The 23,229-nt window shown below is 68.8% G+C and carries 25 protein-coding genes; 3 read left to right on the top strand and 22 right to left on the bottom strand.

Features of this window, described 5'->3' with window-relative positions:
- Positions 1–5 precede the first annotated feature (5 nt).
- The 15 genes from DDF67_RS10665 to ruvC all read right to left on the bottom strand — a co-directional run bounded on the left by DDF67_RS10665 (position 6) and on the right by ruvC (position 13,476).
- Positions 6–473 (bottom strand): YbjN domain-containing protein, encoded by a 468-nt coding sequence (locus DDF67_RS10665; protein WP_233247613.1) that lies wholly within the window; start codon positions 471–473, stop codon positions 6–8.
- 46 nt (positions 474–519) lie between these two features.
- Complete coding sequence (locus DDF67_RS10660; RefSeq protein ID WP_109100877.1) at positions 520–1,521, bottom strand: alpha/beta fold hydrolase; 1,002 nt, start codon at positions 1,519–1,521, stop codon at positions 520–522.
- Between the two features lie 81 nt (positions 1,522–1,602).
- The gene (gene ftsH, locus DDF67_RS10655) at positions 1,603–3,480 is read right to left on the bottom strand and encodes an ATP-dependent zinc metalloprotease FtsH (RefSeq protein ID WP_109100876.1); all 1,878 of its coding nucleotides are present in this window, start codon (positions 3,478–3,480) and stop codon (positions 1,603–1,605) included.
- A gap of 76 nt (positions 3,481–3,556) precedes the next feature.
- On the bottom strand, positions 3,557–4,765 hold the full coding sequence (tilS, locus tag DDF67_RS10650; RefSeq protein WP_109101007.1) for a tRNA lysidine(34) synthetase TilS: 1,209 nt from the start codon (positions 4,763–4,765) through the stop codon (positions 3,557–3,559).
- Positions 4,762–5,610 (bottom strand): tol-pal system protein YbgF, encoded by an 849-nt coding sequence (gene ybgF, locus DDF67_RS10645; protein ID WP_109100875.1) that lies wholly within the window; start codon positions 5,608–5,610, stop codon positions 4,762–4,764. Before ybgF ends, tilS begins: the two co-directional genes overlap by 4 nt.
- 111 nt (positions 5,611–5,721) lie before the next feature.
- Positions 5,722–6,294, bottom strand: a complete 573-nt coding sequence (pal, locus tag DDF67_RS10640; protein WP_109100874.1) for a peptidoglycan-associated lipoprotein Pal — start codon at positions 6,292–6,294, stop codon at positions 5,722–5,724.
- Between the two features lie 226 nt (positions 6,295–6,520).
- Positions 6,521–7,858 (bottom strand): Tol-Pal system beta propeller repeat protein TolB, encoded by a 1,338-nt coding sequence (gene tolB / locus DDF67_RS10635; protein WP_408608605.1) that lies wholly within the window; start codon positions 7,856–7,858, stop codon positions 6,521–6,523.
- Between the two features lie 46 nt (positions 7,859–7,904).
- On the bottom strand, positions 7,905–8,771 hold the full coding sequence (locus DDF67_RS10630; protein WP_109100873.1) for a cell envelope biogenesis protein TolA: 867 nt from the start codon (positions 8,769–8,771) through the stop codon (positions 7,905–7,907).
- Between the two features lie 16 nt (positions 8,772–8,787).
- On the bottom strand, positions 8,788–9,309 hold the full coding sequence (locus tag DDF67_RS10625) for an ExbD/TolR family protein (protein WP_109100872.1): 522 nt from the start codon (positions 9,307–9,309) through the stop codon (positions 8,788–8,790).
- Between the two features lie 3 nt (positions 9,310–9,312).
- Complete coding sequence (gene tolQ, locus DDF67_RS10620) at positions 9,313–10,011, bottom strand: protein TolQ (protein ID WP_109100871.1); 699 nt, start codon at positions 10,009–10,011, stop codon at positions 9,313–9,315.
- 147 nt (positions 10,012–10,158) lie between these two features.
- Entirely contained in the window at positions 10,159–10,602 is a 444-nt protein-coding gene (locus DDF67_RS10615; protein ID WP_109100870.1) for a YbgC/FadM family acyl-CoA thioesterase, read from the bottom strand.
- Positions 10,603–10,744: 142 nt separating this feature from the next.
- Positions 10,745–11,239, bottom strand: coding sequence for a hypothetical protein (locus tag DDF67_RS10610; protein ID WP_146198011.1), 495 nt, complete (start codon positions 11,237–11,239; stop codon positions 10,745–10,747).
- Positions 11,240–11,291: 52 nt separating this feature from the next.
- A complete protein-coding gene (gene ruvB, locus DDF67_RS10605) occupies positions 11,292–12,347 on the bottom strand; it encodes a Holliday junction branch migration DNA helicase RuvB (protein ID WP_109100868.1) in 1,056 nt (351 codons plus the stop codon).
- Positions 12,344–12,964 carry a Holliday junction branch migration protein RuvA gene (ruvA, locus tag DDF67_RS10600; protein ID WP_109100867.1) on the bottom strand — a complete coding sequence of 207 codons (621 nt, stop codon included), beginning with the start codon at positions 12,962–12,964 and terminating at the stop codon, positions 12,344–12,346. Before ruvA ends, ruvB begins: the two co-directional genes overlap by 4 nt.
- On the bottom strand, positions 12,961–13,476 hold the full coding sequence (gene ruvC / locus DDF67_RS10595; RefSeq protein ID WP_199229210.1) for a crossover junction endodeoxyribonuclease RuvC: 516 nt from the start codon (positions 13,474–13,476) through the stop codon (positions 12,961–12,963). The genes ruvA and ruvC overlap by 4 nt, the downstream gene beginning before the upstream one ends.
- Positions 13,477–13,623: 147 nt before the next feature.
- On the opposite strand from ruvC, the gene DDF67_RS10590 reads away from it, so the two are divergent.
- The gene (locus DDF67_RS10590; protein ID WP_408608604.1) at positions 13,624–15,054 is read left to right on the top strand and encodes a M20/M25/M40 family metallo-hydrolase; all 1,431 of its coding nucleotides are present in this window, start codon (positions 13,624–13,626) and stop codon (positions 15,052–15,054) included.
- Positions 15,055–15,181: 127 nt separating this feature from the next.
- On the opposite strand, the gene DDF67_RS10585 is transcribed toward DDF67_RS10590, so the two are convergent.
- The 4 genes from DDF67_RS10585 to DDF67_RS10570 all read right to left on the bottom strand — a co-directional run bounded on the left by DDF67_RS10585 (position 15,182) and on the right by DDF67_RS10570 (position 17,763).
- Positions 15,182–16,126, bottom strand: coding sequence for a nucleoside hydrolase (locus DDF67_RS10585; protein WP_233247612.1), 945 nt, complete (start codon positions 16,124–16,126; stop codon positions 15,182–15,184).
- 43 nt (positions 16,127–16,169) lie between these two features.
- Entirely contained in the window at positions 16,170–16,862 is a 693-nt protein-coding gene (locus DDF67_RS10580) for an MgtC/SapB family protein (protein WP_109100866.1), read from the bottom strand.
- Between the two features lie 215 nt (positions 16,863–17,077).
- Positions 17,078–17,263, bottom strand: coding sequence for a hypothetical protein (locus DDF67_RS10575; protein WP_146198010.1), 186 nt, complete (start codon positions 17,261–17,263; stop codon positions 17,078–17,080).
- A gap of 113 nt (positions 17,264–17,376) precedes the next feature.
- Positions 17,377–17,763: a hypothetical protein gene (locus DDF67_RS10570; RefSeq protein ID WP_109100864.1), complete on the bottom strand. Its 387-nt coding sequence runs from the start codon at positions 17,761–17,763 to the stop codon at positions 17,377–17,379.
- Between the two features lie 177 nt (positions 17,764–17,940).
- Here DDF67_RS10570 and DDF67_RS10565 point away from each other — a divergent pair, with 177 nt between their 5' ends.
- Positions 17,941–18,411 (top strand): chemotaxis protein CheW, encoded by a 471-nt coding sequence (locus DDF67_RS10565; RefSeq protein WP_109100863.1) that lies wholly within the window; start codon positions 17,941–17,943, stop codon positions 18,409–18,411.
- A gap of 213 nt (positions 18,412–18,624) precedes the next feature.
- Positions 18,625–19,719: a Zn-dependent alcohol dehydrogenase gene (locus tag DDF67_RS10560; RefSeq protein ID WP_109100862.1), complete on the top strand. Its 1,095-nt coding sequence runs from the start codon at positions 18,625–18,627 to the stop codon at positions 19,717–19,719.
- A 25-nt stretch (positions 19,720–19,744) separates the two neighbouring features.
- Here DDF67_RS10560 and DDF67_RS10555 read toward each other — a convergent pair whose 3' ends face one another.
- The 3 genes from DDF67_RS10555 to ctrA all read right to left on the bottom strand — a co-directional run bounded on the left by DDF67_RS10555 (position 19,745) and on the right by ctrA (position 23,141).
- Positions 19,745–20,674 carry a DMT family transporter gene (locus DDF67_RS10555; RefSeq protein ID WP_109100861.1) on the bottom strand — a complete coding sequence of 310 codons (930 nt, stop codon included), beginning with the start codon at positions 20,672–20,674 and terminating at the stop codon, positions 19,745–19,747.
- Between the two features lie 106 nt (positions 20,675–20,780).
- Positions 20,781–22,193: a M23 family metallopeptidase gene (locus tag DDF67_RS10550; RefSeq protein WP_109100860.1), complete on the bottom strand. Its 1,413-nt coding sequence runs from the start codon at positions 22,191–22,193 to the stop codon at positions 20,781–20,783.
- A 252-nt stretch (positions 22,194–22,445) separates the two neighbouring features.
- Positions 22,446–23,141: a response regulator transcription factor CtrA gene (ctrA, locus tag DDF67_RS10545; RefSeq protein ID WP_109100859.1), complete on the bottom strand. Its 696-nt coding sequence runs from the start codon at positions 23,139–23,141 to the stop codon at positions 22,446–22,448.
- Positions 23,142–23,229: the final 88 nt, after the last annotated feature.

The raw sequence follows: 23,229 nt of genomic DNA, 5'->3' as shown, positions 1-23,229 counted from the left end.
CCCCGTCACCAGCCGATGAACGTGGTGAAGTCGTCGATCATCGAGGTCCAGACGCTGAAGTCGTCGTCCAGCACCTCGATCGTCCGGCCGGCGTTGAGGTTGACGTCGTACTGGACGTAGGGGTCGCCATCGTCGTCGACATAGGCCTTCAGGTAGCGGTTGTCGCGGTTCCACTCGTTGATCTTGCCCGCCGACAGCGGCGTCTTCAGGTCGAAGCCGGCCGAGAACTGGATCGCCTTGCAGCGCGGCTTGGCCGTGCAGTCGTAGAAGTAGATGTCGAAATTGACGCCGTTGGCGGCGCTCTTGATGTGCGGGTCGCCGGTCTTGTCGGTCAGCAGCTCGGCCTTGTAGCCAGCGTCCTGCAACCACTTGACCACCTCGGGACCGGTCATGCCGTCGACGTGGATCGGCTTGGGGGCGGCGAGCGCGGCGGCGGGCGCGAGCGCCAGGGCGGCTGCGAGGAGGAGCGGCATCGACGTCTTCATCGACTTCCCTTTCGTTCAACTTCGAAGGGAAGCTCTACCGACCTTCGCCAAGGAAGGCCAGAACGGCGGCGTTGAACCGCTCGGTGCGCTCCAGATGCAGCAGATGGCCGGCGTCGAAGGCCTCGACCCGGGCGTTCTTCATGGTCGGCGCCAGGGCCTGGGCGCGGGCCAGCACGTGGCCGAACTTCGGCTTGTCCTCGGGTCGGGCGTAGCCCTTGCCCGGCGCCGTGCCGTCGCGGTCGCCGGCCAGGATCAGCACCGGGACCGACACCTTGGGCAGGTCCTGCAGGTAGGGCTGGTCGCGGATGGCGACGGCGCTGGCGGCGAAGCTGCGGGCGTAGCGCGGCCACTCGCCCGACCGCTTGAGGCCCTCGCGCAGCTCGACATAGGGCGCCATGGCCTCGCGCGGCAGGGTCAGTCCGTAGCTGGTCATCAGCTCGTTCAGATAGGCGTCCGGCCCCTTGGCCTCGTCGTCGGCGACCAGCCTGGCCAGCGGTACGGCGGGCGTGTAGAGGCGATAGTCCTCCAGCCCGACGGGGCCGTACATCACCAGACGTCCAGTGCGATCCGGATAGGCCAGGGTCCAGCGCACGCCCACATGATTGCCCATCGAATGGGCCACGACGTCGACCTTGTCGATCTTCAGGTGATCCAGCAGGGCGGCGGTGTCTTCGACCATGCGATCGAAGCTGACCGGAACATCGTCAAGCTTGGACGACTTGCCGAACTGGATCTGGTCGGGAGCGACGACGCGATAGCCGGCGGCGCTGAGGGCCTTGATCGTCGGCGCCCAATAGCCGGCCGGGAAATTGCGGCCGTGCAGCAGCAGCACCGTACGGCCGTTGGCGGCGCCGGTCGGGGAGACGTCCATATAGGCCATGCGCACCGCGTGCCCGCCGTGCTCCAGCGGCAGGAAAGCCACGGGGTGCGGATAGGCGTAGTTTTCCAGGGCGATGCCCACGGCGGCGGGCTCGGCCGCCTTCACGGCGATCGGAAACGACAAGGCCAGCATGGCGGCGACAAGAGCGGTCTTCATGGAGCTACCTAACGCGCAAAACAAAAGCCGGACCCGCGATGCGGATCCGGCTTTCGCATTATTAGCCGAGGTGATCGACCTTTAGGCCGTGACGCCCGGGGTCGAGACCGGAACCGAAGCGACCGGACCGGTCGGCTTCTTCTCCTCGGGCTCGTCGCGCTTGGGCACGACGCCCTTGGTGACGCCGATGATCTCCTCGCCGCTCAGGGTCTCGAACTCCAGCAGGGCTTTCGCCACCGAGTGCAGGTCTTCCAGCTTCTCGGTCAGGATCCGGCGGGCCTCGTCCTCGCCGCCCTTCACCAGGCGACGGATCTCGCTGTCGATCTTGATCATGGTCTCGGGGGAGACGTTCTGGGTGCGGGCGACCGAATGGCCCAGGAACACCTCTTCCTGGTTGTCGCCATAGGCCACTGTGCCCAAGTCGTCGGAGAAGCCCCAGCGGGTGACCATGTTGCGGGCCAGGTTGGTGGCCGCGCTGATGTCGCTCGACGCGCCCGAGGTGATCTTCTCCTTGCCGAAGATCAGTTCCTCGGCCACCCGGCCGGCCATCATGATGGCGAGACGCGAGGTCATCTGGTCGAAGCTCATCGAGTAGCGGTCGCCTTCCGGCAGCTGCATGACCATGCCAAGGGCGCGGCCGCGCGGCACGATGGTGGCCTTGTGGACCGGGTCGGCGACCGGGACGTTCAGGGCCACCAGGGCGTGGCCACCCTCGTGATAGGCCGTCAGCTTCTTCTCGTCCTCGCTCATGGCCATCGAGCGACGCTCGGCGCCCATCATGACCTTGTCCTTGGCGTGCTCGAAGTCGTGCATGGTGACCATGCGACGGTTCTTGCGCGCTGCGGTCAGGGCCGCCTCGTTGACCAGATTGGCCAGGTCCGCGCCCGAGAAGCCGGGGGTGCCGCGAGCCAGCGTCTTGACGTCGACGTCGGCGGCGAGCGGAACGTTCTTCATGTGGACGCGCAGGATCTTCTCGCGGCCGGCGACGTCGGGGTTGGGCACCACGACTTGGCGGTCGAAGCGGCCCGGACGCAGCAGCGCGGGGTCCAGCACGTCGGGACGGTTGGTGGCGGCGATCAGGATGATGCCTTCGTTGGCCTCGAAGCCGTCCATCTCGACCAGCAGTTGGTTGAGGGTCTGCTCGCGCTCGTCGTTGCCGCCGCCGAGACCGGCGCCGCGGTGACGGCCGACCGCGTCGATTTCGTCGATGAAGATGATGCAGGGAGCGTTCTTCTTGGCCTGTTCGAACATGTCGCGCACGCGGCTGGCGCCGACGCCGACGAACATCTCGACGAAGTCCGAACCGGAGATGGTGAAGAACGGCACGCCGGCCTCGCCCGCAACGGCGCGGGCGATCAGCGTCTTACCCGTACCGGGAGGGCCGACCAGCAGGGCGCCCTTGGGGATCTTGCCGCCCAGGCGCTGGAACTTGGCCGGGTCCTTCAGGAAGTCGACGACCTCCTGCAGTTCTTCCTTGGCCTCGTCCACGCCGGCGACGTCGTCGAACAGCACGCGGTTCTTGTTTTCGGTCAGCAGGCGGGCCTTGGACTTGCCAAAGCCCATCGCCCCCTTCGTGCCGCCCTGCATCTGGCGCATGAAGAAGATCCACACGCCGATCAGCAGAAGGATCGGCAGCATGTTCAGCAGCAGGTTGACCAGGCTGAAGCGACCGCCGTCCTGGATCTTGATCTCGGCGTTGCGCGCTTCCAGGCGCTTGATCAGGTCTTCGCTGTTGGGCGGCGCATTGACGTTGGTCGTCTTGCCGTCAGGCGCGGTGACCTTGACCTGCTGGCCGTTGATCTCGGCCGACTTGACCTGACCCGCGTCGATGTTCTTGAGCAGCTGCGAATAGCTGATCTCGCCGGCGCGCCCGGTCGGGCCGCCCTGGCGCAGGACGCTGTAGGCCATGATGAGGACGAAAACGACCCCAAGCCAGATGGCGACATTCCTCAGATTCATACGCGTCGTCTTCCCAAAGATAGCGCTCGTCGACCCAAGATAGGACGGCGGAAGGCTTTTCGCCACGCGCGCGATGTCATGTCGCGGGTTCTTGATCGATAAAGCCGGTCGCGGCCTCGAACCTTTCCCGGATCAGCACGCGCGCGCGGATCGCCCGATCCCCTGCAAGGATCGGGCTAGAGATCGCTCCGGCGGCGTCGATCGCCCCCGGCAGCACGGGGCGCACGGGGGCGGGAAACCGTTTCAGGGCCGCCGTTTCGTCCGCCGGCAGACGTCTGGCGAGGCCTGCGAGGGCGCGGATGGCGATCGCGGCCTGCGCGGTGATTTCATAGCGGCCGTCCCAGACCCCGGTCTCGCCGGCGGCCAAGGTCAGCGGCGCAAGACCGCCGCGTCCGCCCTCTCCGGCTTCGCGCACGAAAAGCGCGCCGGCCGCATCGGCGACGATCCGAGCGCCAGCCAGGGTGGCGGTGAAGGCGTCCCCCGAGCGCAGGCGGGTTACGAGGCGCTCCAGCCGGTCGCCCCGCGGCGGGGCGGTCGTGCCGGCCGCGCACAGGCAGGCGGCGGCGACCTGGGCGGCCGAAGCGTCGCGCGGCAGGCGCAGGGCGTGCTCGCCCTCAACGGCGAGGGGCGGCGAAGGATCGAGCGGGATCGGCGGAACGGCGGGATCTTCGCTCGCCAGAGCCGCCCGCGCCCGAGCGCGGGCGGAGCCAAGGTCGGCGTTGGCCGGATCCTCCAGCCAGGTCTCGCCGCGCTCAGTCAGCCAGTCGCGCAGGGCCTGGCGACGCACCGCCAGCAGCGGCCGTAGCAGGAAGACGCTCCGCCCCTCCGGCCAGGCCGGCGACGGCGCCCATTGGCGCGGATCGGAGGTGGTCGAGCCTTCGGCCCGCATCCGCGCGGCTTCCAGCCGGTCATCGGCAGTGTGACCCAGCAGCAGGACCCTGGCGCCGGCCTCGCGGGCGGCGGTCGCCAGCAAGGCGTGCCGCGCCGCCCGGGCGGCCGCCGAAAGGCCTGTCGCGGGCTTGTCGCCGGTCCAGCGCAGCGCTCGGGCGTCCGCCCCCAGGTCCCGGGCCTTGGCCAGGGCGTCGGCGGTCCAGCCCTGGCTGGCGGGATTGAGCCCGTGGTCGACGGTCAGGGCCAGCACCGGCCGGCCGCGCGCGGCGGCCCAGTCCAGGGTCAGACGCAGCAGCGCCAGGCTGTCGCCGCCGCCCGAAAAGCCGACGGCCAGGGGCGTCGTCGCCCCTGGCCGCAGTCGCCGTTGCAGGACGGCGTGAAAGTCCTCGATCAGGCCGCGCACTTGGCCTGGGTGCGGGTCGCCTTGGCCTTGGTCGTCACGTCGGCCGGCGCCTTGGGATAGCGCTTTGCCAGCTCGTCCAGCGTGCGGCAGGCGTCGGCGGGCTTCTTCAACGCCACCAGCGAGCGCGACAGCTTCAACACCGCGTTGGGCGCCCAGTTGGTCTGCGGCCAGCCGCGCACCGCGCCCAGATAGGAGCCGGCGGCGTCGCCATAGGCTTCGCGCACGAACTGGGTCTCGCCCAGCCAGTAGCGGGCCTCGGGCGCCTTGGCGTCGTCCGGATAGGCGGCGACGAAGCCGCCGAAGGCGTTCTCGGCGCCGGCGTAGTCACCGTCCAGCAGCAGCTGGCGGGCCTGCTTGAACGCCGTGGCCGGATCGGCCGGAGCGGCCGGCGGCGCGGGGATCTGGGCGGCGGCGGCGTTGGCGGCGGCGGTCTCCAACGCTCCGATCTTGCGTTCGATCGCGGCAAGGCGCTGCTCCAGCTGGTCGGCACGAGCCTTCTGCGCCTCGCCGCCGCGACGGGCCTGGTCGATGTCGTGGGTCAGGACCTCGTTCTGGCCGTTCATCTTCTGGATGGTCTGCTCCAAGTCGTTGATCCGCTCGTTGAGAGCGGCGATCTGGGCGTCGGTCTCGGCGGTCTGGACCACGACGGGCTTACCCGTGTCGCGCCCCTGGAAGACGATCGCCCGCAGTTCGCGCACGACCTTCTCCATCTTCTCGATCCGCTTGGCCGAACGGTCGTCCAGCGGATCGGGCATCGGCGTCTGGGCCAAGGCCGGCGCGGCGATGGCCAAGGCGACCGGCAGGACGGAGGCGAGGAGCGCGGTTTTCAGCTTCATGTCGACGATTATGCCCCGGTTGCGGACAAAAGTGCGGCCAGAAACGCGGCCAGAAAAAAGGCCCCCCTCCGGTAGGAGGAGGGCCTTCGTTCAGATCAGGCGTTCAGGCCTTTAGCGCGCGCCCTCGGTGATGGCGGTGCGGCTGTTGCGGTTCTTGGCCCACGCGTCTTCGGTGGTGCCCGGATCCAGCGGACGCTCCTTGCCGAACGAGATCGTCTCGATGCGCGAGGCGGCGACGCCCTGGCTGATCAGGAACTCACGCACGGCGTTGGCGCGACGGGCGCCCAGGGCCAGGTTGTATTCGCGGGTGCCGCGTTCGTCGGCGTTGCCTTCGATACGGACGCGGACGGCCGAGTAGCGGGCGAGCCACTGAGCCTGACCGGCCAGGACCGGCTGGGCGTCGGCGCGGACCGAGTAGGAGTCGGTGTCGAAGTAGACGCGGTCGCCGACATTGACGACGAAGTCCTGCACGGTGCCCGGCAGCGGACCTTGGTCCACCGGACCCGGAGGCGGCGGCGGGGTGTAGGGCTGTTGCGGCGTAGCCGGTTGCGTGGGAGCGGGCGGAGTTTCGACCGGACCCTGGGGTTTCGGGCGCGTACAAGCCGCGACCGAAGCGACGGCCAGACCGATCAGCGCCAGTCGGACGGCGCTCTTGGTGTCGAAGCTCATACAGTATCTCCTCAAGTCTAGGTACGGCCTGGGTTCAAACTCTTACCGGCGCTGCTCTTGCTCCGCCCCGCAAAAACGTTCCCTGGACCTCACAATGGCGTCAGCTGGACGCTGTTCCACCTCGTTTCACCTGTCGGGTGCCACCTTCCGGGTGAATGGCGGATGAACAGCCACGCTCCAACGCGCCGAGGCTGTGGAAAGTTGCGAAACCTTCTTGTTCGCAGCTTCCCACGCCCGGCCATCAGTCCAGCAGCGGCGACCAGGCCGGATCCGACGCCGCGCCCGGATAGGCGGCGGGACGAAGGATTCGACCGGTGATGTCGACCGTCCAGAGGCGCGGATTACCCGCCGAGCTCTCGCGGAAGAACATCAGCACGCGACCGTTCGGCGCCCAGGTCGGACCTTCATCCAGGTAGCTGGTGGTCAGCAGGCGCTCGTCGCCGCCGTCGGTGCGCATCACGCCGATGTGGAACTGGCCGCCGGTCTGCTTGGTGAAGGCGATGTAGTCGCCGCGCGGGCTCCAGACAGGCGTCGTGTAGCGCCCGCCGCCGTAGGAGATGCGGCGCACGCCCGAGCCGTCCGCGTTCATCACGTAGAGCTGGGCCTGGCCGCCGCGGTCGGAGTTGAACACGATCTTGCTGCCGTCCGGCGAGAACGACGGCGAGGTGTCGATGGCCGGGTCGGTGGTGATGCGGGTCGACTGGCGGGTGCGCAGGTCCAGCACGTAGATGTCGCTGTTGCCGCCCTTCTCGACCGAGAAGGCCACCTTCTTGCCGTCGGGCGAGAAGCGCGGGGCGAACACCATGCCGGGGAAGCGGCCGACCGTTTCCTGGCGATTGGTCTGCAGGTTCAGAAGGTAGATGCTCGACCCCGTCGGCCGCAGGGCCATGTAGGTCAGCTCCTGGCTGGTGGCCGAGAACCGCGGGGTCATCACGATCGACGAGCCGTCGGTGATGAACTGCGGGTTGGCGCCGTCCTGGTCCATGATGCCCAGACGCTTGACGCGGTTGAGCTTGGGGCCGCTTTCGGCGACGAAGGCCACGCGGGTGTCGAAATACCCCTTCTCGCCGGTCAGGCGCTCATAGACCGCGTCGCTGATCTTGTGGGCCACGCGGCGCCAGTTCTCGGCCGTCGAGGTGAACTGCAGGCCCAGCAGCTGCTGCTGGCTGAAGGTGTCCCACAGGCGGAAGTCGACGCGCAGCGAGCCGTCGGCGCCGACCGTCACCTGGCCGTTGATCAGCGCCTGGGCGCCGGTGCCCTGCCAGTCGGTGAAGCGCGGCTGCACGTTCACGTCCGTCAGCTTGTCGGGCACCCCGGCCACGTTCAGCGGCTGGAATAGACCCGAGCGTTCGAGATTGCCGCTGATGACCTGGGCGATGTCGGCGCCGCGCTGGGCGCCGGCGAAGGCCGGGATCGCCACGGGCATCGGCTTGACCGCGCCTTTGTCGATGTCGATCTCGATCTGCGCCGCCGCCACGCCCGGCAGGGCGGCCGCAAACGCGCCGCCCGTCAGGGCGAGGGTCATGGCGAGGAGCGGCGTGGCGAGGGTCCGCTTGGCGCGGGCGCTCTTGGCGATCATCGTCGGGCTTCCTTCCATTCTTCTCTTTGCGGCGTGCCTGGAACGCCTAACGCGCGGCGCAGGCGTCGCGCGCCTTGAAGTTCAGGTTCAGCTGGGTGTTGTAATAGTCGGGCGGCAGGCCTTCGAACGGCGCCGACTGGAAGACCGCGCGGATCGCCCGCTCGGCCTCGGTCTTGACGATGGCGTCGCCGGAATTCTCGGCCCCGCCAGCGGTCACCTGGCCCTGGACGCGGCCATTGCTCGCCAGCTTGAAGCTGAGCTTGATCTGCATCGAACCACCGCCCACGACCTCGCAGTTGGGGTTCCAGCGCCGCTGGATCTCGTCCTTCATGCCGCTGATGGCGGCGGCCTGCATCGCCGTCATCTGGCCCGCGCCAGGACGGGCCTGGGTCGCGGTCTCGGCACGGTTGGTCGCGCCCTTCGGCGCCGACGAAGCGGGCTTGCCAGCCGGCTTGGCGGTCTTCGACAGCGTCTTTTCCAGCGACGAGAAGAAGTCGGGCTCGGGCTTGGCCGGCGTAGGCTTCGGGGTCGGCTTGGGCTGCGGCTGCTGGGGCTTGGGCGTCGGGGTCGGCGCCGGCTTCGGAGGTGGCGTCGGTTGAGGCTTCGGCGTCGGCGCGGGCTGCGGCTTGGGCGGCGCGGGCTGGGGCTGCGGCGCCGGCGTCGGGGCCGGCGGCTCGGGCGTGGCCTCGGGCGCGGGCTCGACCGTCTCGGCCGGCTGCTCCACCGGGTCCTCGATCGCCGGACGCACGTTGGTCGGACCCTCGGTGACGATGGTCACCGGCACGCTCTCGCCGATGACGATCTTCTTGGACGTCTTCCACGGCCAGCCGATCATCACCGCCGCCACCACAGCGGCGTGAAGGGCGACCGAACCGACCAGCGCCGGCGACAGGTTGTTGCGTTCCTCGCGCATCAGCCTTCGACGTTCCCTACTGAGCCGGGCGCAGTTCGCCGCCGCCGACCGGCTGGGCGTCCTGCGGGGCGGCGCCCGAAGACGGGCCGCCGGTGTCGGTCAGCAGGTTGATCTTGGTGAAGCCAGCCTTCGACAGGGCGGCCATGACCTGGGCGACCACCTCGTAGGGCGCCTTGCCGTCGGCGCGCACGAAGATCGGCTTGTCGGCGGCGTCGCCGGCCTTGGCCGAGACGATCGCGGCGAAATCGGTGAACGGCGCCTGGTCCTCGCCGATGAAAACCGCCCCGTCGTGGCGGACCGACACGGTGATGGGCTCCTGCTCGTTCTTGAGCGCGCCGGCCTCGGTCTTGGGAAGCTCCAGCTCCACGCCGGACGTCAGCAGAGGGGCGCTGATCATGAAGATGATCAGCAGCACCAGCATCACGTCGACCAGCGGGGTGACGTTGATCTCGGACAGGGCGCCCTTGCCGCGCCGCCGACGACGGCGGCCACGACCGCCGCCCGAAGTGGCGAAGGCGTCGTTTGCGGACATCGCCATGGATCAGACCCGCTCGCTCAGGCGACGCTGGATGGCGGTGGACAGGTCGTCGGCGAAGTTCTCCAGGCGGCCGGCGTACTTGGAGGCGTCGGTCGAGAACTTGTTGTAGGCGATGTAGGCCGGGATGGCGGCGATCAGGCCGACGGCCGTGGCGAACAGCGCCTCGGCGATAGCCGGGGCCACGACGGTCAGCGAGGTGTTCTTGGCCGCGGCGATGCTCTGGAAGGCGTGCATGATGCCCCAGACGGTGCCGAACAGACCGATGAACGGCGAGGCGGTGGCCACGATGGCGAGGCTTCCCAGGCCCTCCTCGGCCTTGGCGCTCTCGCGGGCGATCTGGGTGTCGAGCACGCGGTCGATGCGCTGGCTCAGCAGGGCCACCTGGCCCTCGCTCTGCACGCCCTTGGCCTTGGCTTCGCGCCATTCCTTCAAGGCGGCCTGCAGCATGCGCGGCAGGGCGTGACGCGGGTTCGAGCCGGCCTCGCCGGCGACGTCCTCGAGCGAACGGCCCGAACCGACCTGCTCCTCGAAACGGTCGGCGGCGCGGTTCAGCGCCGAGAAGCGGAACAGCTTGTCGAGAATGACCGCCCACGAGCCCAGCGAGGCGAGGATCAGGCCGATCATCACCAGCTTGACCACCCAGTCGGCGTTCAGGAACAGCGTGATGAAGGAGAAGCTTTCGGGGCTGGCGGCGGCGTCCATGCGGGGTCCTGTTCCGTTCGGGCGTCAGTCTAAAGGGTGTCGACTCTGCGCCTTACTGCATGAAGCGGCGCAATGTTGAAACTATGACATTGGTTGCAACGGGCCCATTTTTCACGGACCGGCGATTTTTCACTGTAAGGCGGGCGATCAGCCCTCTTCAGGCGCCAGCCAGGGCGTCACCTTGGCGGTCATCTCGGCCGACGGCTTGCGCGGGCGGCCGTCCAGGCTGATGCACACCGCCTCGACATTGGCCGCGCAGACCAACTCCTGCCCGCGCGTGATCCACTGCCGGGCCAGCAGGCGCACGCCCTTGATGCGGTTCCACACCGTATGCACCACCAGGGCGTCGTCGACCCGCGCCGCGCGCTTGAAGTCGATCTCCATGCGGGTGATGGCGAAGGCCGTGTCGATCGCCGCCAGCTCGGTGTGCGACACCCCGATCATCCGGAAAAAGTCGCTGCGCCCGCGCTCGAAGTAGCGCAGGTAGTTGGCGTGATAGACGATCCCCGAAAAGTCGGTGTCCTCGTAGTAGATGCGCACGGGCAGCTGGTGCTCGCGACCTTCGAAGACGCCGGCGGTGGGTTCGATCATGGAGTCGGGTCCGACGCAGTTGGGCCAGGGCCGTTGTAGTGGCAGGTCGGTGGAATGGAAATCGAGCCGTCCCTGTTCGACGAAATCGACGACGAGGCCGCCAGCCGCTGGCGGGCCTTCTGGGCCACAGGAGCACCGCCCACTAGGCCCTGATCTCCTCCACGGGACCGCCCGCCAGCGTTTCGTTCACCTGCCGCACCAGGTCGCGGCGGCCGCTGACGATGCTCCATCGCACGATGAACGGCACGGCGCAGGCAAAGGTGAGGAAGATCGTCCCGGCGACCAGTTGATAGCCGGGAGAGTGGCGCGCGCGCATGCCCGGCACGCTGGCCTCGCCCGCGAGAAAGGCCTGGATGATGTCGGACATCCTGAAGAAACCCGTCAGGGCGACGGCGACCCAGGCGCCCACTAAGATCAGATAGAAGTGGTTTTGCAGGAAACGGCAGCTCACCTGGCTTCCGGCTTCGACGCCCTGCCAAGCCACGCGCAGCGGGAACCCCGTGCCCCCGCCCCTGTGGTGGCGTTCCTCAAGGCTGGCCTCGCCTTCGCGGGCCCAGCCGACCAGCTGTTCGCTCTCCGGATCGCCGGGCGGCCCGACGATCGCCGCGAGCCGCTCCTGCACCTCGGCGGGCGCCAAGGGGCTGTCGAACCTCCAAGACTTGCCGCGCAGCCAGCCCCCCATGCCCGTCCTATTCGTCCCCGAACAGCCCGCCCTGCGCGCCCTGCGACACGGCGGGCGGCGCGGCCGGCAGGGTCAGGCCCAGGTGCAGATAGGCCTTGCCGCATGCCATGCGGCCGCGCGGCGTGCGCTGGATGAAGCCCTGCTGCATCAGATAGGGCTCGATCACGTCCTCCACCGCGTCGCGAGCCTCGGCGATGGCGTAGGCGATGGTCTCCACGCCCACAGGCCCGCCGCCGTAGTGCTCGATCATGGCCCGCAGGTAGCGGCGGTCGAGGCTGTCGAGGCCGCTTTCGTCGACCTCCAGGCGGGCCAGGGCCATGGCCGCGGCCTTGCGGTCGATGACCTCGGCGCCGTCGGCGGTGGCGAAGTCACGCACCCGGCGCAGCAGGCGGCCGGCGACGCGGGGCGTGCCGCGGGCGCGCTTGGCGATCTCGTCGGCGCCGTCTTCCGACAGCGGCGCGCCCATCTTGCGCGCGCCGTGCAGCAGCACATGGCGCAGCTCGCGCGGGGTGTAGAACTCAAGCCGCACCGGAATGCCGAAGCGGTCGCGCAAGGGCGTGGCGAGCATCCCCGCCCTCGTCGTCGCCGCCACCAGCGTGAAGGGCGCCAGGTCGATGCGGATCGAGCGGGCCGAGGGCCCCTCCCCGATCACCAGGTCGAGCACGTGGTCCTCCATCGCCGGATAGAGGATCTCCTCCACGTTCGACGACAGCCGGTGAATCTCGTCGATGAACAGGACGTCGTTGGGCTCGAGATTGGTCAGGATCGCCGCCAGGTCGCCGGGCTTGTTCAGCACCGGGCCGGAGGTGGCGCGGAAGTTCACGCCCAGCTCGCGGGCGACGATCTGGGCCAGGGTGGTCTTGCCCAGGCCCGGCGGGCCGAACAGCAGCACGTGGTCGAGCGACTCGCCCCGCCCCTTGGCCGCCTCGATGAAGATCCGCAGGTTGGCCTTGGCCTGCTCCTGGCCGACGAACTCGGCCAGGGTCTGGGGCCGCAGGGCGCGGTCGGCAGCGCCGGGGATCTGCTCGCCGTGCTGGGCTTCGCCGGAGATGATGCGGGTCATCGACCCAGCTCCTGCAGGCCAGCCTTGATCAGGGCCTGCACGCTGGCCTCGTCTCCGAGCTTCGCCGCGGCCGCCTCGACCACGCGGCGGGCGTTCACCTCGGCCACGCCCAGGCCCATCAGGGCGGCGACGGCGTCGCCGGTGGCGGCGGGCTTGGCGGGGGCGGACGGCGCTGCGTTTGTCGAGGGCGCGGCCATGAGCACCGGACCGTCGGTGATCGGCTTGCCCTTCAGTTCGGTGATGATGCGCAGGGCGAGTTTCGGCCCCACCCCATTGGCGCGGCCGACGGCGGCCTTGTCCTCGCGCGCCACGGCGCTGGCCAGTTCGGCCGGCGACAGCACGTCGAGCACGGCCATGGCGGCCTTGGGGCCGACGCCCTGGATCGCCTGCAGCAGCACGAAGGCGCGGCGATCGTCGCGGGTGAGGAAGCCGTAGAGGCGCAGACCCTGGTTCTCGCTCCACTGGCTCTCGACATGGACCAGGGTCTCCTCGCCCAGGGCCGGCAGGCGCTGGAGCGTGCGCTGGCCGCAGCGAACGATGTAGCCGACGCCCATGACGTCGATCAGGGCCTCTTCCTCGCCGACCTCGGCGACGGCCCCGCGCAGGCGTCCGATCATGCGACTCTCCTCGCGGTGCGGGCGTGAGCGTGGGCGATCGCCACCGCAAGCGCGTCGGCGGCGTCGGCCGTAGGCGAGCCGGCGGTCGGCAGCAGGCGGGCGATCATGAAGGCGACCTGGGCCTTGTCGGCCGCGCCGGTGCCCACCACCGCCTTCTTGACCACGGGGGCCGAGTATTCGGCGACGATCAGGCCCGCGCGAGCCGGGGCGATCATTGAGGCGGCCCGAGCGTGACCCAGCTTCAGCGTCGACTGGGCGTTGGTGTTGACGAAGGTCTCTTCGACCGCGGCCTCGTCCGGCGCGTGCTGCTCGATCACCGCGCAAACGCCCTCGAACAGCGTGAGCAGGCGGTCGGAGAAGGCGGCCTTCTCGTCGGGCGCGATGACGCCGTGCGCGATGTGGGTGATGCGCGAGCCGGCCACGCCGATCACGCCCCAGCCGGTGCGGCGGAGGCCCGGATCGAGGCCGAGGATGCGCAGGGGGCGATTCGCGTTCATCATGTGTTCTCGCAGTCTCGCCCTTTCCTGTCGCCAGGAAAAGCCGCGTCATGCTTAAGCATGGGTTAACACGCAGCCCTGGTTTTCGAGCATGTGGCTTGCGCAGCGAGGCGAAGCCCGCTCCTGTTCCGGCCACGTTTTGCGACACTTGAAGGTCGGACCATGCGCCTGAAGGCTCTTTTCGCCACCACCGCGGCCCTCGCCGCCCTGCCCGTCATGGCCCACGCCCAGCCGACGCCCGGCCCCCAGGTCACGCCCCGCGCCGACCAGACGGCCTTCCGCGCGCTCTACAAGGAGCTGGTCGAGATCGACACCACCCTGTCGAAGGGCAGCTGCACCGCCGCCGCGCAGGCCATGGGCGCGCGCCTGAAGGCGGCCGGCTATCCGGAAGGCGACGTCAAGGTCGTGGTCGATCCAAAGTATCCGCGCGAGGGCAGCCTGGTGGCCGTGCTGCGCGGGGCCGACGCCAAGTCCAGGCCCATGCTGCTCCTGGCCCACATCGACGTGGTCGAGGCCAAGCGCGAGGACTGGACGCGCGACCCGTTCAAGCTGGTCGAGGAGAACGGCTACTTCTACGGACGCGGCACGTCGGACGACAAGGCCCAGGCCGCCATCTGGGCCGACACCCTGGTCCGCCTCAAGCAGAGCGGCTTCAAGCCCAAGCGCGACATCAAGATGGCGCTGACCTGCGGCGAGGAGAGCGAGGGCTATAACGGCATCGAAGACCTGGTGAAGAACCACCGTCCGCTGGTCGACGCCGAATTCGCCCTCAATGAAGGCGCCGACGGCCTGCTGGACGAGACCGGCAAGGAGATCGTGCTCGAGGTGCAGGCCGGCGAGAAGGTCTACCAGGACTTCACCCTGACGGCGACGAACGCTGGCGGCCACTCCAGCCGCCCCGTGGCCGACAACGCCATCTACCACCTGACGGCCGCCGTCGGCCGCATCGGCGCCTACCAGTTCCCGACCCGCTTCATCGACGCCACGCGCGGCTACTTCACCCAGATGCAGGCCCGCGTCCCCGCCGACCAGGCCGCCGCCATGAAGGCCCTGGTCGCCAATGTCGAGGACCCCGAAGCGCTGAAGGTGCTGACCAGGGACGCCGGCTGGAACTCGATCCTGCGCACCACCTGCGTGGCCACCATGGTCGATGCCGGCCACGCGCCCAACGCCCTGCCCCAGCGCGCCACCGCCAACATCAACTGCCGCATCCTGCCGGGCACGCCGGTCGACGAGGTGAAGGCCAAGCTGACCGAACTGGTCGCCGACCCGGCCGTGACCGTCGCCTTGGCCCACGAGGCCAAGCCGGTCTCGCCGCCGCCGGCCCTGACGCCCGCGATCATGGGCCCGATCCAGAAGAACGCCGCCAAGCAGTGGCCCGGCGTGCCGATCGTGCCGATCCTGCTGACCGGCGCCACCGACGGCGTGCATACCAACGCCGCGGGCATCCCGACCTATGGCGTCAGCGGCCTGTTCGGCAACGCTGACGGCGACGGCGTGCACGGCCTGAACGAGCGTATGCGCGTGAAGTCGCTCTATGACGGGCGCGATTTCCTCTACGGCCTGGTGAAGGACTACGCGGGCGGGAAGTAACGCTCGCTCCCCAATCCTTAAAACCCCCGCGAAAGCGGGGGCCCAGGTGTTTTATCGTCGAGCGCCCCGCGTTTCAGAAAAAGCCTGGGTCCCCGCTTTCGCGGGGATTTTACGGGAGTGGGAAAGCTCAGGCTCCCGCCATCTCCACCCAGCCGAACAGCGCCTTGAGGATCAGCGCCCGCACCGCCGGCGCATCCACAGACACGCAGACCTCGGCGTTGGGCTCGCCCTCGACGCGATCGATGCGGCCCTGGCGCTCGCCGTCCAGCACCACGCGCAGGCGCGCCGGCTCGAAGGTGAACGCCTCGGGGACCACCAGGCTGGCGGCGGCGACCGCGTCGTGCGGGTGGCAGCCGTCGGCCTGCCAGGCTTTCTGATGGAAGGCGATATAGGGACCGGCCGCGCGGCTCAGGCGCGCGGACAAGGGACTGCCGCAGCAGCGCGCGCCGCTGTCGAGGTCGGCGGCGGTGATGGTGACCAGGCTGGTGACGTCCAGCGGCACGAGGCGCGGCTTGACGCCGGCCTCCAGGATCCGGGCCAGGGCCTCGGGATCGCTCCAGCTGTTGAAGTCGGCGCCGCCGGCGGCCTTGCCCTGCACGGCGAAGGCCCCGGCCATGATGGTCGGCGACCATCCGCGAAAGGCGGCCGGATCGTCGAGCAGGCCCAGCGCCAGATTGGTCAACGGACCCAGGAACAGGCCCTTCACCCGCCGCCGCGCCAGGAAGGCCAGCAGGCTGACCCCGTGACCGCGGTCCAACTCGGGCAGTTTCCAGCGTTGCGAGAAACCCGCGCCGTTGAGGCCATCGGGACCGTGGGCGGGCCGCATACGCTCGACCCGCCGGCGGGCCAGGCCCGCGCCGGCGCCGATATAGACCTCGGCCGCGCAGCCGGCGAGACGCAGCACGCCCCGGGCGTTGGCGGCGGCCTGGTCGACATAGGTGTTGCCGAACACGGCCGAGACGGTGCCGACCTCGACGCTGTCGCGCGCCCGCGCCAGCAGCGCCAGGGCCAGGGCGTCGTCCACGCCGCAGTCGGTGTCGATATGCAGACGAAGCGCCATGACGGCGATCATAGCCCAGCCTCCCGCCGCCCCGGAAGCCGTCGGAGAGCGGCGTTCAGTCCTTTCTGGGCAGGATGTCGAACTCGACCACCCGCTCGTCTTCCTCGAGGCGCCGGGCCAGTTCGCCCAATCGCAGCGCGCCCTTGCCCGAGAACGAGCCGGCCAGCTCGAACAGGGTCCCGCCGCCGATCAGGCGCTGGTTGATGCGGCCGCCCTCCAGCTCGAAGGTCGCCAGCAGGCCGCGCAGCTGCGCCTCGTCGACCAGGGCCTCGCGGCGAAAGCGCACGGCGATCTCGGCGTAGTTCTTCTGCGGCATGTGGCGGTCCAGCCAGCGGGCGGCGCTGAGCACCACCACGCTGAGCACCGTCCCGGCGATCGCCAGATCGTACAAGCCCATGCCGAACAGCATGCCGAGCGCCGAGGTGATCCACAGCGAGGCGGCCGTGGTCAGGCCGTGAACCGACACCCCCTGCTGGAAGATCACGCCGCCGCACAGAAAGCCGACGCCGGTCAGCACGCCGTGCGCCATGCGGACGGGGTCGATGCGCACCGTCTCCAGCGGCGTGTCGCCCATCCATTTCAGCTGATGCACGGCCGCCAGCATCAGCAGGGCCGAGGCCAGCGACACCAGCATGTGGGTGCGAAGGCCGGCGGGCCGCGATCGGTATTCGCGCTCGAACCCGACCACCGCCCCGGCCGCCAGGGCTCCCAGCACGGGCAGCACATATTGCAGGGAGACGCCGTCCATCGCGATGAAACGGTCAAGCCGGCCGGAGGCTCCCCCGCAGCCAAGGCCCTTCCGCCTCCAACGGGGGGGAGAGGCGGAAGGAACCCCGGCTCGCCCGCCTCCAGGTGGGGGACGGGGGTCGACGGGCGCGCGGCGGGACGGCGCCTGCGCGGCGCCGCCTCCATGCATCAGCTACGGATCTCGCCGGACGCCGGATGCGCGCCTCCGCCGGAAAATCAGCCCAGGCCGTTGACCATCTTGCGTAGACGGCGCGCGACGTCCTCGGGACGGTCGGCGATCTGGTGGAACAGGGCCTGGACCTCGGCCTCCTCCAGGCCGGCGGCGCGCAGCGTGCGCCAGGCGCCCAGCAGCGCGGCCATGGCTACTTCCTGGCGGTCGGGAACAAAGGCGGCGGCGGACATGGCGGTGGCCTCTTCAAGAACCGGAGGCGCCACAATGTTCATTTTTTGTTCTCAATGACAAGCCCCGACGCCGAGGGTTCGACGCCGGGGCTCCAGCTTGGGGCTTTTAAGTCTTAGCGGCAGACGGTGCGTTCGTAGACCGAGCCGCTGTAGCGGTCGTAGTCGCGCGTGGTCCAGCAATCGCTGCGGTGATGACGGCGCGGACCGTAGTCGTAGCCGTAGTAGCGCGGCGGCGGGGCGCGATAGCCGTAGTCGTAGCCATAGGCCGGACGGCCGTAATAGCGATCGTTGCGGTGGTCGTTGTTCAGCGACGAGCCGATGGCCAGGCCCACGATGCCGCCGACGATGGCGGCGGCCGCGGCGTCGTTGCCGCGGTCACGGTGGTGATAGCGTCCGCGGCGCCAGTCGTCGGCCGAGGCCTGGGTGCTGGCGGCGATCATGGTCAGGGCGGCGAGGCCGGCGGCGACGCCCCCGAGGGTCTTGAGCGGTTTGAAAGCCATGTCGGCCTCCTTCGAAAAGCTTGTCCCAAGCCTGCGCCTCCGCGCCTGAACCCTGGGTGAACGGCCCTGTCAGGTGAAAAGTCTCGCCAAGGCGCCTTTTTTGTTCACCTTTCTCGGCGATGCTTTTCCTCGAACGTGGCCAGAAGGCCATCGACGCGACGAAGGCGGACGAAAGCGATGTCGAGCAACAACACGGCCTACACCCCCGGCGAAGCCCTTCAGGTTCTGTCGTTCGAGGTGGGCGCCCAGACCTACTGCGTGCCGGTCGGCACGGTGCGCGAGATCCGCGGCGTCACGCCCCCCACCCCGCTGCCCGACGCCCCGCCGCACGTGCGCGGCGTCATCAACCTGCGCGGCCAGGTGATGCCGGTCATCGACCTGTCGGCCCGGCTGGGCAAGGGCCTGGCCCAAGACGGTCCGCGTCAGGTGATCATCGTCGTCGAGAACGGCCGCGACGTCGCCGGCCTGCTGGTCGACGCGGTGTGCGACAGCTTCATTGTCGAAGCCAGCCAGATCAGCCCGCCGCCATCGGTCGGCGACGAGGCCTCGGCCCTGGTCTCGGCCGTGATCACCACCGAGACGACGATGGTCGTGCTTCTGACCGTCGACGCCATCCTGCCAGAGCGCCCGATCGACCTGGCGGCGTAGGGTTCACACTCCCCTTTCTCCCAGCCAGTTCCGCCTCCCTCGCCCCTGTGGCGAGGGTCCGTGTCGGCGACCGCTCAAACCTCGACCGTTCTGAAAGGTCTGAGCGAGGCCGGTCGAGAACACTCCTCAAACAAATGTTTCGATAGCCTCTTCCGCTCGCCCCTCCGCCGGGGCTAGGGTCTGCCGCACAACCATAAAGCGGGAGACGAGCGGATGAAGGCGGCGGTGCTGCGCGAGGTGGGCAAGCCTCTCTCGATCGAAGACGTGGCCATCGGCAAGCCCGGCCCGCGCGAGGTTCTGATCCGCACGAAGGCCGCGGGCGTCTGCCACTCCGACCTGCACTTCGTCGAGGGCTCCTACCCCCATCCCCTGCCCGCCGTACTGGGCCACGAAAGCGCCGGCATCGTCGAGGCGGTCGGCGACGAGGTGCGCACGGTCAAGGTCGGCGACCACGTCATCACCTGCCTCTCGGTCTATTGCGGCCACTGCGAGGTCTGCCTCACGGGCCACATGAGCCTGTGCACGAGCTCGGAGACCAAGCGTCCGAAGGGTTCGGAACCCCGCCTTTTCAAGGAGGATCTGAACGGTCGCGGCCCTATGGCCCAGTTCCTCAACCTGTCGTCCTTCGCCGAGCTGATGCTGGTGCACGAGCACGCGTGCGTGGCCATCCGCAAGGACATGCCCTTCGACCGCGCCGCCCTGATCGGCTGCTCGGTGACCACCGGCATCGGGGCGGTGATCCATACATCGAAAGTCCAGCCGGGCGAGACCGTCGCCGTCATCGGCTGCGGCGGCGTGGGCCTGGCCACCATCAACGGCGCGGCCATCGCCGGCGCGGGCCGCATCATCGCCATCGACCGCCAGCCTTCCAAGCTGGCCCTTGCCCGCACCTTCGGCGCGACCGACGTGATCGACGCCAATGACGGCGACGTGGTCAAGCAGGTGCAGGAGCTGACGAGCGGCGGGGTGCACCACAGCTTCGAGGCCATCGGACTGAAGGCCACCGCCGAGCAGTCGTTCAAGATGCTGCGCCGGGGCGGCACGGCCAACATCATCGGCATGATCCCCGTCGGCACGATGATCGAACTGCACGGCCCCGACTTCCTCGGCGAGAAGAAAATCCAGGGCAGCTACATGGGCTCCAACCGCTTCCCGGTCGACATGCCGCGCTTCGTCGACTTCTACATGAACGGCAAACTCAAACTCGACGAACTGATCGCCCGCCGCATCAGGCTGGAAGACGTCAACGACGCCTTCGAGGAACTGAAACGCGGCGAGCTGGCGCGCTCGGTGATCGTGTTCGACTAAGGCGCCCTCTTTCTGAGAGGGGGTTTCAGGCCCTCTTCCGCCCCGCCCGCGTCACCAGGAAGATCCCGCCGCACACCAGCGCCAGGGCGGCGGCGTTCTTCCAGGCCAGCACCGGCTCGTGAAGGAACAGCGCCGACAGCAGCACCCCGAACACCGGGATCAGGAAGTTGAACACCGCCAGCATGCCCACCGGATTGTGCTTCAGGAGCAGGCTCCAGAGGGCGAAGGCGGCCGCCGACAGGCCGGCCATGTAGGCCAGCAGGGCCAGCGAGCGGATGTCGAAGCCCTCCAGCCGGCCGCCGAAGGCGAAGCCGATCCCCAGCAGGGCCGCGCCGCCGATGGCCAGCTGCCAGCCGGTCATGACCATGGCGTCCATCTTCTGCGAGATGGTCTTGCCCCAGATGCCGGCGGCGGCCAGCACGAAGGCGGCGATGACCACGAAGCCTTCGCCCAGCAGGCTGAACTCGAAGTCCAGGCCCTTTCCGCCCAGGTTGACCGCCAGCACGCCGAGGAAGCCGAGCAGGCAGCCCAGCGCCTTGCGCGGGGTCAGGCGGTCGTTGGCGTAGAGGAAGTGGGCCAGGATCACGCCGAAGAAGGCCCCGGTGGAATTCATGATCGACGACTTCACGCCGGTGGCGTGGGCCAGGCCGATATAGAAGAACACGTACTGCACCGTGGTCTGGACGATCCCCAGCGCCACGACCTTGGGCGCCTGGTCGCGCGGCGGGACCAGCGCCTTGCCGGTCAGGCTCGCCAGCACCAGCACGATCGCCCCGGCCGCCAGGAACCGCCAGCCTGCGAACAGCATCTGCGCGGCCGTGTCGGCCTTGCCCACGTGCAGCATCGCATAGCCGGCCTTGACCGCCGGAAAGGCGCTGCCCCACAGCAGGCAGCACAGCACCGCCATGCCGATAACGAAGCGGCGGTTGCTGTAGAGGTCGGTCTTGGACGCCATGGAGCTGCCTGAACGACGAAGCCGCCCCGCCGGGCGGCGGAGCGGCTTCGAAACTTGCGAAGAGGCGTGGTCTAGGCTTTCGCGACCGCGCCTTCAACCGCGCTCGTCAGCGCAGCTTGCCCGACTGCGGCGACTTCAGCTCGGCCAGGGCCAGGCGAGGAGTATCCTTGCTGGAGGCGCCCGTGTCGGCGGCCTGGGCGTAGTTGCTGTCCTCGCGGCCGGCCTGGGCCAGCAGGGTGTCGACGCGGGCCTTCTTGGCCTTGAAGGCCGCCAGTTCGCCGCCCGACAGCACCGTGCCCTGCGGCACCTTGGCGCCGATCGGATTGACGCGCTGGCCGTTCAGCCAGACTTCGTAGTGCAGGTGCGGGCCGGTCGACATGCCGGTCGAGCCGACATAGGCGACGACCTGGCCCTGCGAGACGCGCATGCCCGGGCGGATGCCCTTGGCGTAGCGCGAGATGTGGGCGTAGCCGGTGTCCCAGTTGCCGGCGTGGCGGATGCGCAGCCAGTTGCCGTAGCCGGCCCAGCGCTTGGCCTCCAGCACTACCCCGTCGCCGGCGGCGAGAATCGGGGTGCCCGTGCCGGCGCCGAAGTCGACGCCCTTGTGGCCGCGCGCATAGCCCAGGATCGGGTGGCGGCGCATGCCGAAGGTCGAGGTGATGCGGGCCCCGTCGACCGGGGTGCGCAGCAGGAAGCCTTTGATGTTCTTGCCGCTCTCGTCGAAGAACTGGGTCTTGCCGTCACGCTCGAAGGCGTAGAACCGCTGGCCCTTGACCTCGGCGTACTCCAGGTCGCCGGCCTCGATGGTGCGGCCGCTCTCGGTGACCTTGCGGTCGAACACCAGGCAGAACTGGTCTCCGTCCTTGATGTCGCGCGAGAAATCAATCTTGTGCGAGAACAGCTTGGCGGCCTGGCTGATCACGGCCGGGCTGCCGCCGACGGCCGCCACGCTCTCGTAGAACGAGCCGTTCATGGCCCCGCACGAAACCTTGGTCTCGTCGCGGACCTCTTCCTCGATCTCGCGCAGCTTCAGCGCGCCGTCGAAGGTGCGCGACACGGTCACGGTCGAGGACGGGCTGGTGCGCATCGACAGGCCGACCAGGCGGGCCGGGCCGCGGTCGTTGTCGCGGCGGCGGGCGATGGCGGCCTCGAAGGCCATGCCGGCCTTGATGTTGACCGTGTCCATGGCGCTCTGCAGCGTGCTGACCACCTGGTTGGCCTCGTCGGCGCCGACGCCCGAGCGCTGCACGGCGCCCTGCAGGGTTTCGCCGGGACGGACCTTGACGGAAATGGTTTCGGGACGGTCGAAGCCGGGCTGGGCCTCGGCTTGAGCAAATGCAACATGCTGCAGGGCCACCATGGCGGCCGCGTCCAGCGGCGCATGGGCGGCCACGACGGCCTGCGGGGCGTCGCCCGCCGTCAGCTTCCAGCCCAGGGCCAGGGCGGCCAGGCCGGCGACGGCGGTGAACAGCCGCGGCGCGAGACGCAACGTCGGGCGTCGCGGATCAAATTCCTGCATCGGTCCCCCGTTCGGTAGCGATGCCGTTTTCGTACAGAAACGGCACGGCCGGGAAGCCCCCCAGCAATCGTCGGGCCGGAACATGACGGCGCGGAGGCCGCCGATCAAGGACTATCCGGTGCTTTGGACGTTTTGTCACGGATATGGTTAACCCGTTGTCCTGGCTCGGAAAACGCGAGCGCCCAAAGAAAAACGCCCGCTGCGAGCAGCGGGCGTCTTCTGTCGAATTTCGGGTTTCGCGCGAGCGAAAAATCAGGCGGCGTTGACCTGCTCGTTCGGGTCGCGCAGCACGTAGCCGCGGCCCCAGACGGTTTCGATGTGGTGCTTGCCCTGGGCCGAGGCCGCCAGCTTCTTGCGCAGCTTGCAGATGAAGACGTCGATGATCTTCAGTTCCGGCTCGTCCATGCCGCCGTACAGGTGGTTGAGGAACATCTCCTTGGTCAGGGTCGTGCCCTTGCGCAGGGAGAGCAGCTCCAGCATCTGGTATTCCTTGCCGGTCAGGTGAACGCGGTTGCCGTTCACTTCCACCGTCTTGGCGTCCAGGTTGACGATGATGTCGCCGGTCTTGATGACCGACTGGGCGTGACCCTTCGAACGACGGACCACCGCGTGGATGCGGGCGATCATCTCGTCCTTGTGGAAGGGCTTGGTCATGTAGTCGTCGGCGCCGCCGGCGAAGGTCTTAACCTTCGTGTCGATTTCGGCCGTGCCCGACAGGATCATGATCGGCGTGTTGACCTTGGCCACGCGCAGGGTGCGCAGCACGTCGATGCCGCTCATGTCGGGAAGGTTCAGGTCGAGCAGGATCAGGTCGTAGTCATAGATCTTGCCCAGGTCGACGCCTTCTTCGCCCAGGTCGGTCGTGTAGACGTTGAAGCCTTCCGACTTCAGCATCAGCTCGATCGTCTGCGCGGTGGCGCTGTCATCCTCGATCAACAGTACCCGCATGAAACCCTCCCCGCCCTGAGGCGGCGCTTATTCGACAGCTAGGCGGACAACCGCCGGTGAAACCCGTCCACCAGTCTGGCGGACAGTT

This window comes from Caulobacter endophyticus (assembly GCF_003116815.1).
Lineage (GTDB): Bacteria > Pseudomonadota > Alphaproteobacteria > Caulobacterales > Caulobacteraceae > Caulobacter > Caulobacter endophyticus.
Note: the sequence above shows the minus strand (reverse complement) of the source record. Positions and strands in the feature narration are given on the sequence as shown.

Bases quoted from the DNA above. Each gene is read 5' to 3' on its own strand.
- DDF67_RS10665 (WP_233247613.1), bottom strand. From the start codon at position 473: ATGCCGCTCCTCCTCGCAGCCGCCCTGGCGCTCGCGCCCGCCGCCGCG.
- DDF67_RS10660 (WP_109100877.1), bottom strand. From the start codon at position 1,521: ATGAAGACCGCTCTTGTCGCCGCCATGCTGGCCTTGTCGTTTCCGATC.
- ftsH (WP_109100876.1), bottom strand. From the start codon at position 3,480: ATGAATCTGAGGAATGTCGCCATCTGGCTTGGGGTCGTTTTCGTCCTC.
- ybgF (WP_109100875.1), bottom strand. From the start codon at position 5,610: ATGAAGCTGAAAACCGCGCTCCTCGCCTCCGTCCTGCCGGTCGCCTTG.
- tolB (WP_408608605.1), bottom strand. From the start codon at position 7,858: ATGATCGCCAAGAGCGCCCGCGCCAAGCGGACCCTCGCCACGCCGCTC.
- DDF67_RS10630 (WP_109100873.1), bottom strand. From the start codon at position 8,771: ATGCGCGAGGAACGCAACAACCTGTCGCCGGCGCTGGTCGGTTCGGTC.
- DDF67_RS10625 (WP_109100872.1), bottom strand. From the start codon at position 9,309: ATGGCGATGTCCGCAAACGACGCCTTCGCCACTTCGGGCGGCGGTCGT.
- tolQ (WP_109100871.1), bottom strand. From the start codon at position 10,011: ATGGACGCCGCCGCCAGCCCCGAAAGCTTCTCCTTCATCACGCTGTTC.
- DDF67_RS10615 (WP_109100870.1), bottom strand. From the start codon at position 10,602: ATGATCGAACCCACCGCCGGCGTCTTCGAAGGTCGCGAGCACCAGCTG.
- ruvB (WP_109100868.1), bottom strand. From the start codon at position 12,347: ATGACCCGCATCATCTCCGGCGAAGCCCAGCACGGCGAGCAGATCCCC.
- ruvA (WP_109100867.1), bottom strand. From the start codon at position 12,964: ATGATCGGACGCCTGCGCGGGGCCGTCGCCGAGGTCGGCGAGGAAGAG.
- DDF67_RS10590 (WP_408608604.1), top strand. From the start codon at position 13,624: ATGCGCCTGAAGGCTCTTTTCGCCACCACCGCGGCCCTCGCCGCCCTG.
- DDF67_RS10585 (WP_233247612.1), bottom strand. From the start codon at position 16,126: ATGATCGCCGTCATGGCGCTTCGTCTGCATATCGACACCGACTGCGGC.
- DDF67_RS10580 (WP_109100866.1), bottom strand. From the start codon at position 16,862: ATGGACGGCGTCTCCCTGCAATATGTGCTGCCCGTGCTGGGAGCCCTG.
- DDF67_RS10575 (WP_146198010.1), bottom strand. From the start codon at position 17,263: ATGTCCGCCGCCGCCTTTGTTCCCGACCGCCAGGAAGTAGCCATGGCC.
- DDF67_RS10570 (WP_109100864.1), bottom strand. From the start codon at position 17,763: ATGGCTTTCAAACCGCTCAAGACCCTCGGGGGCGTCGCCGCCGGCCTC.
- DDF67_RS10565 (WP_109100863.1), top strand. From the start codon at position 17,941: ATGTCGAGCAACAACACGGCCTACACCCCCGGCGAAGCCCTTCAGGTT.
- DDF67_RS10560 (WP_109100862.1), top strand. From the start codon at position 18,625: ATGAAGGCGGCGGTGCTGCGCGAGGTGGGCAAGCCTCTCTCGATCGAA.
- DDF67_RS10555 (WP_109100861.1), bottom strand. From the start codon at position 20,674: ATGGCGTCCAAGACCGACCTCTACAGCAACCGCCGCTTCGTTATCGGC.
- DDF67_RS10550 (WP_109100860.1), bottom strand. From the start codon at position 22,193: ATGCAGGAATTTGATCCGCGACGCCCGACGTTGCGTCTCGCGCCGCGG.
- ctrA (WP_109100859.1), bottom strand. From the start codon at position 23,141: ATGCGGGTACTGTTGATCGAGGATGACAGCGCCACCGCGCAGACGATC.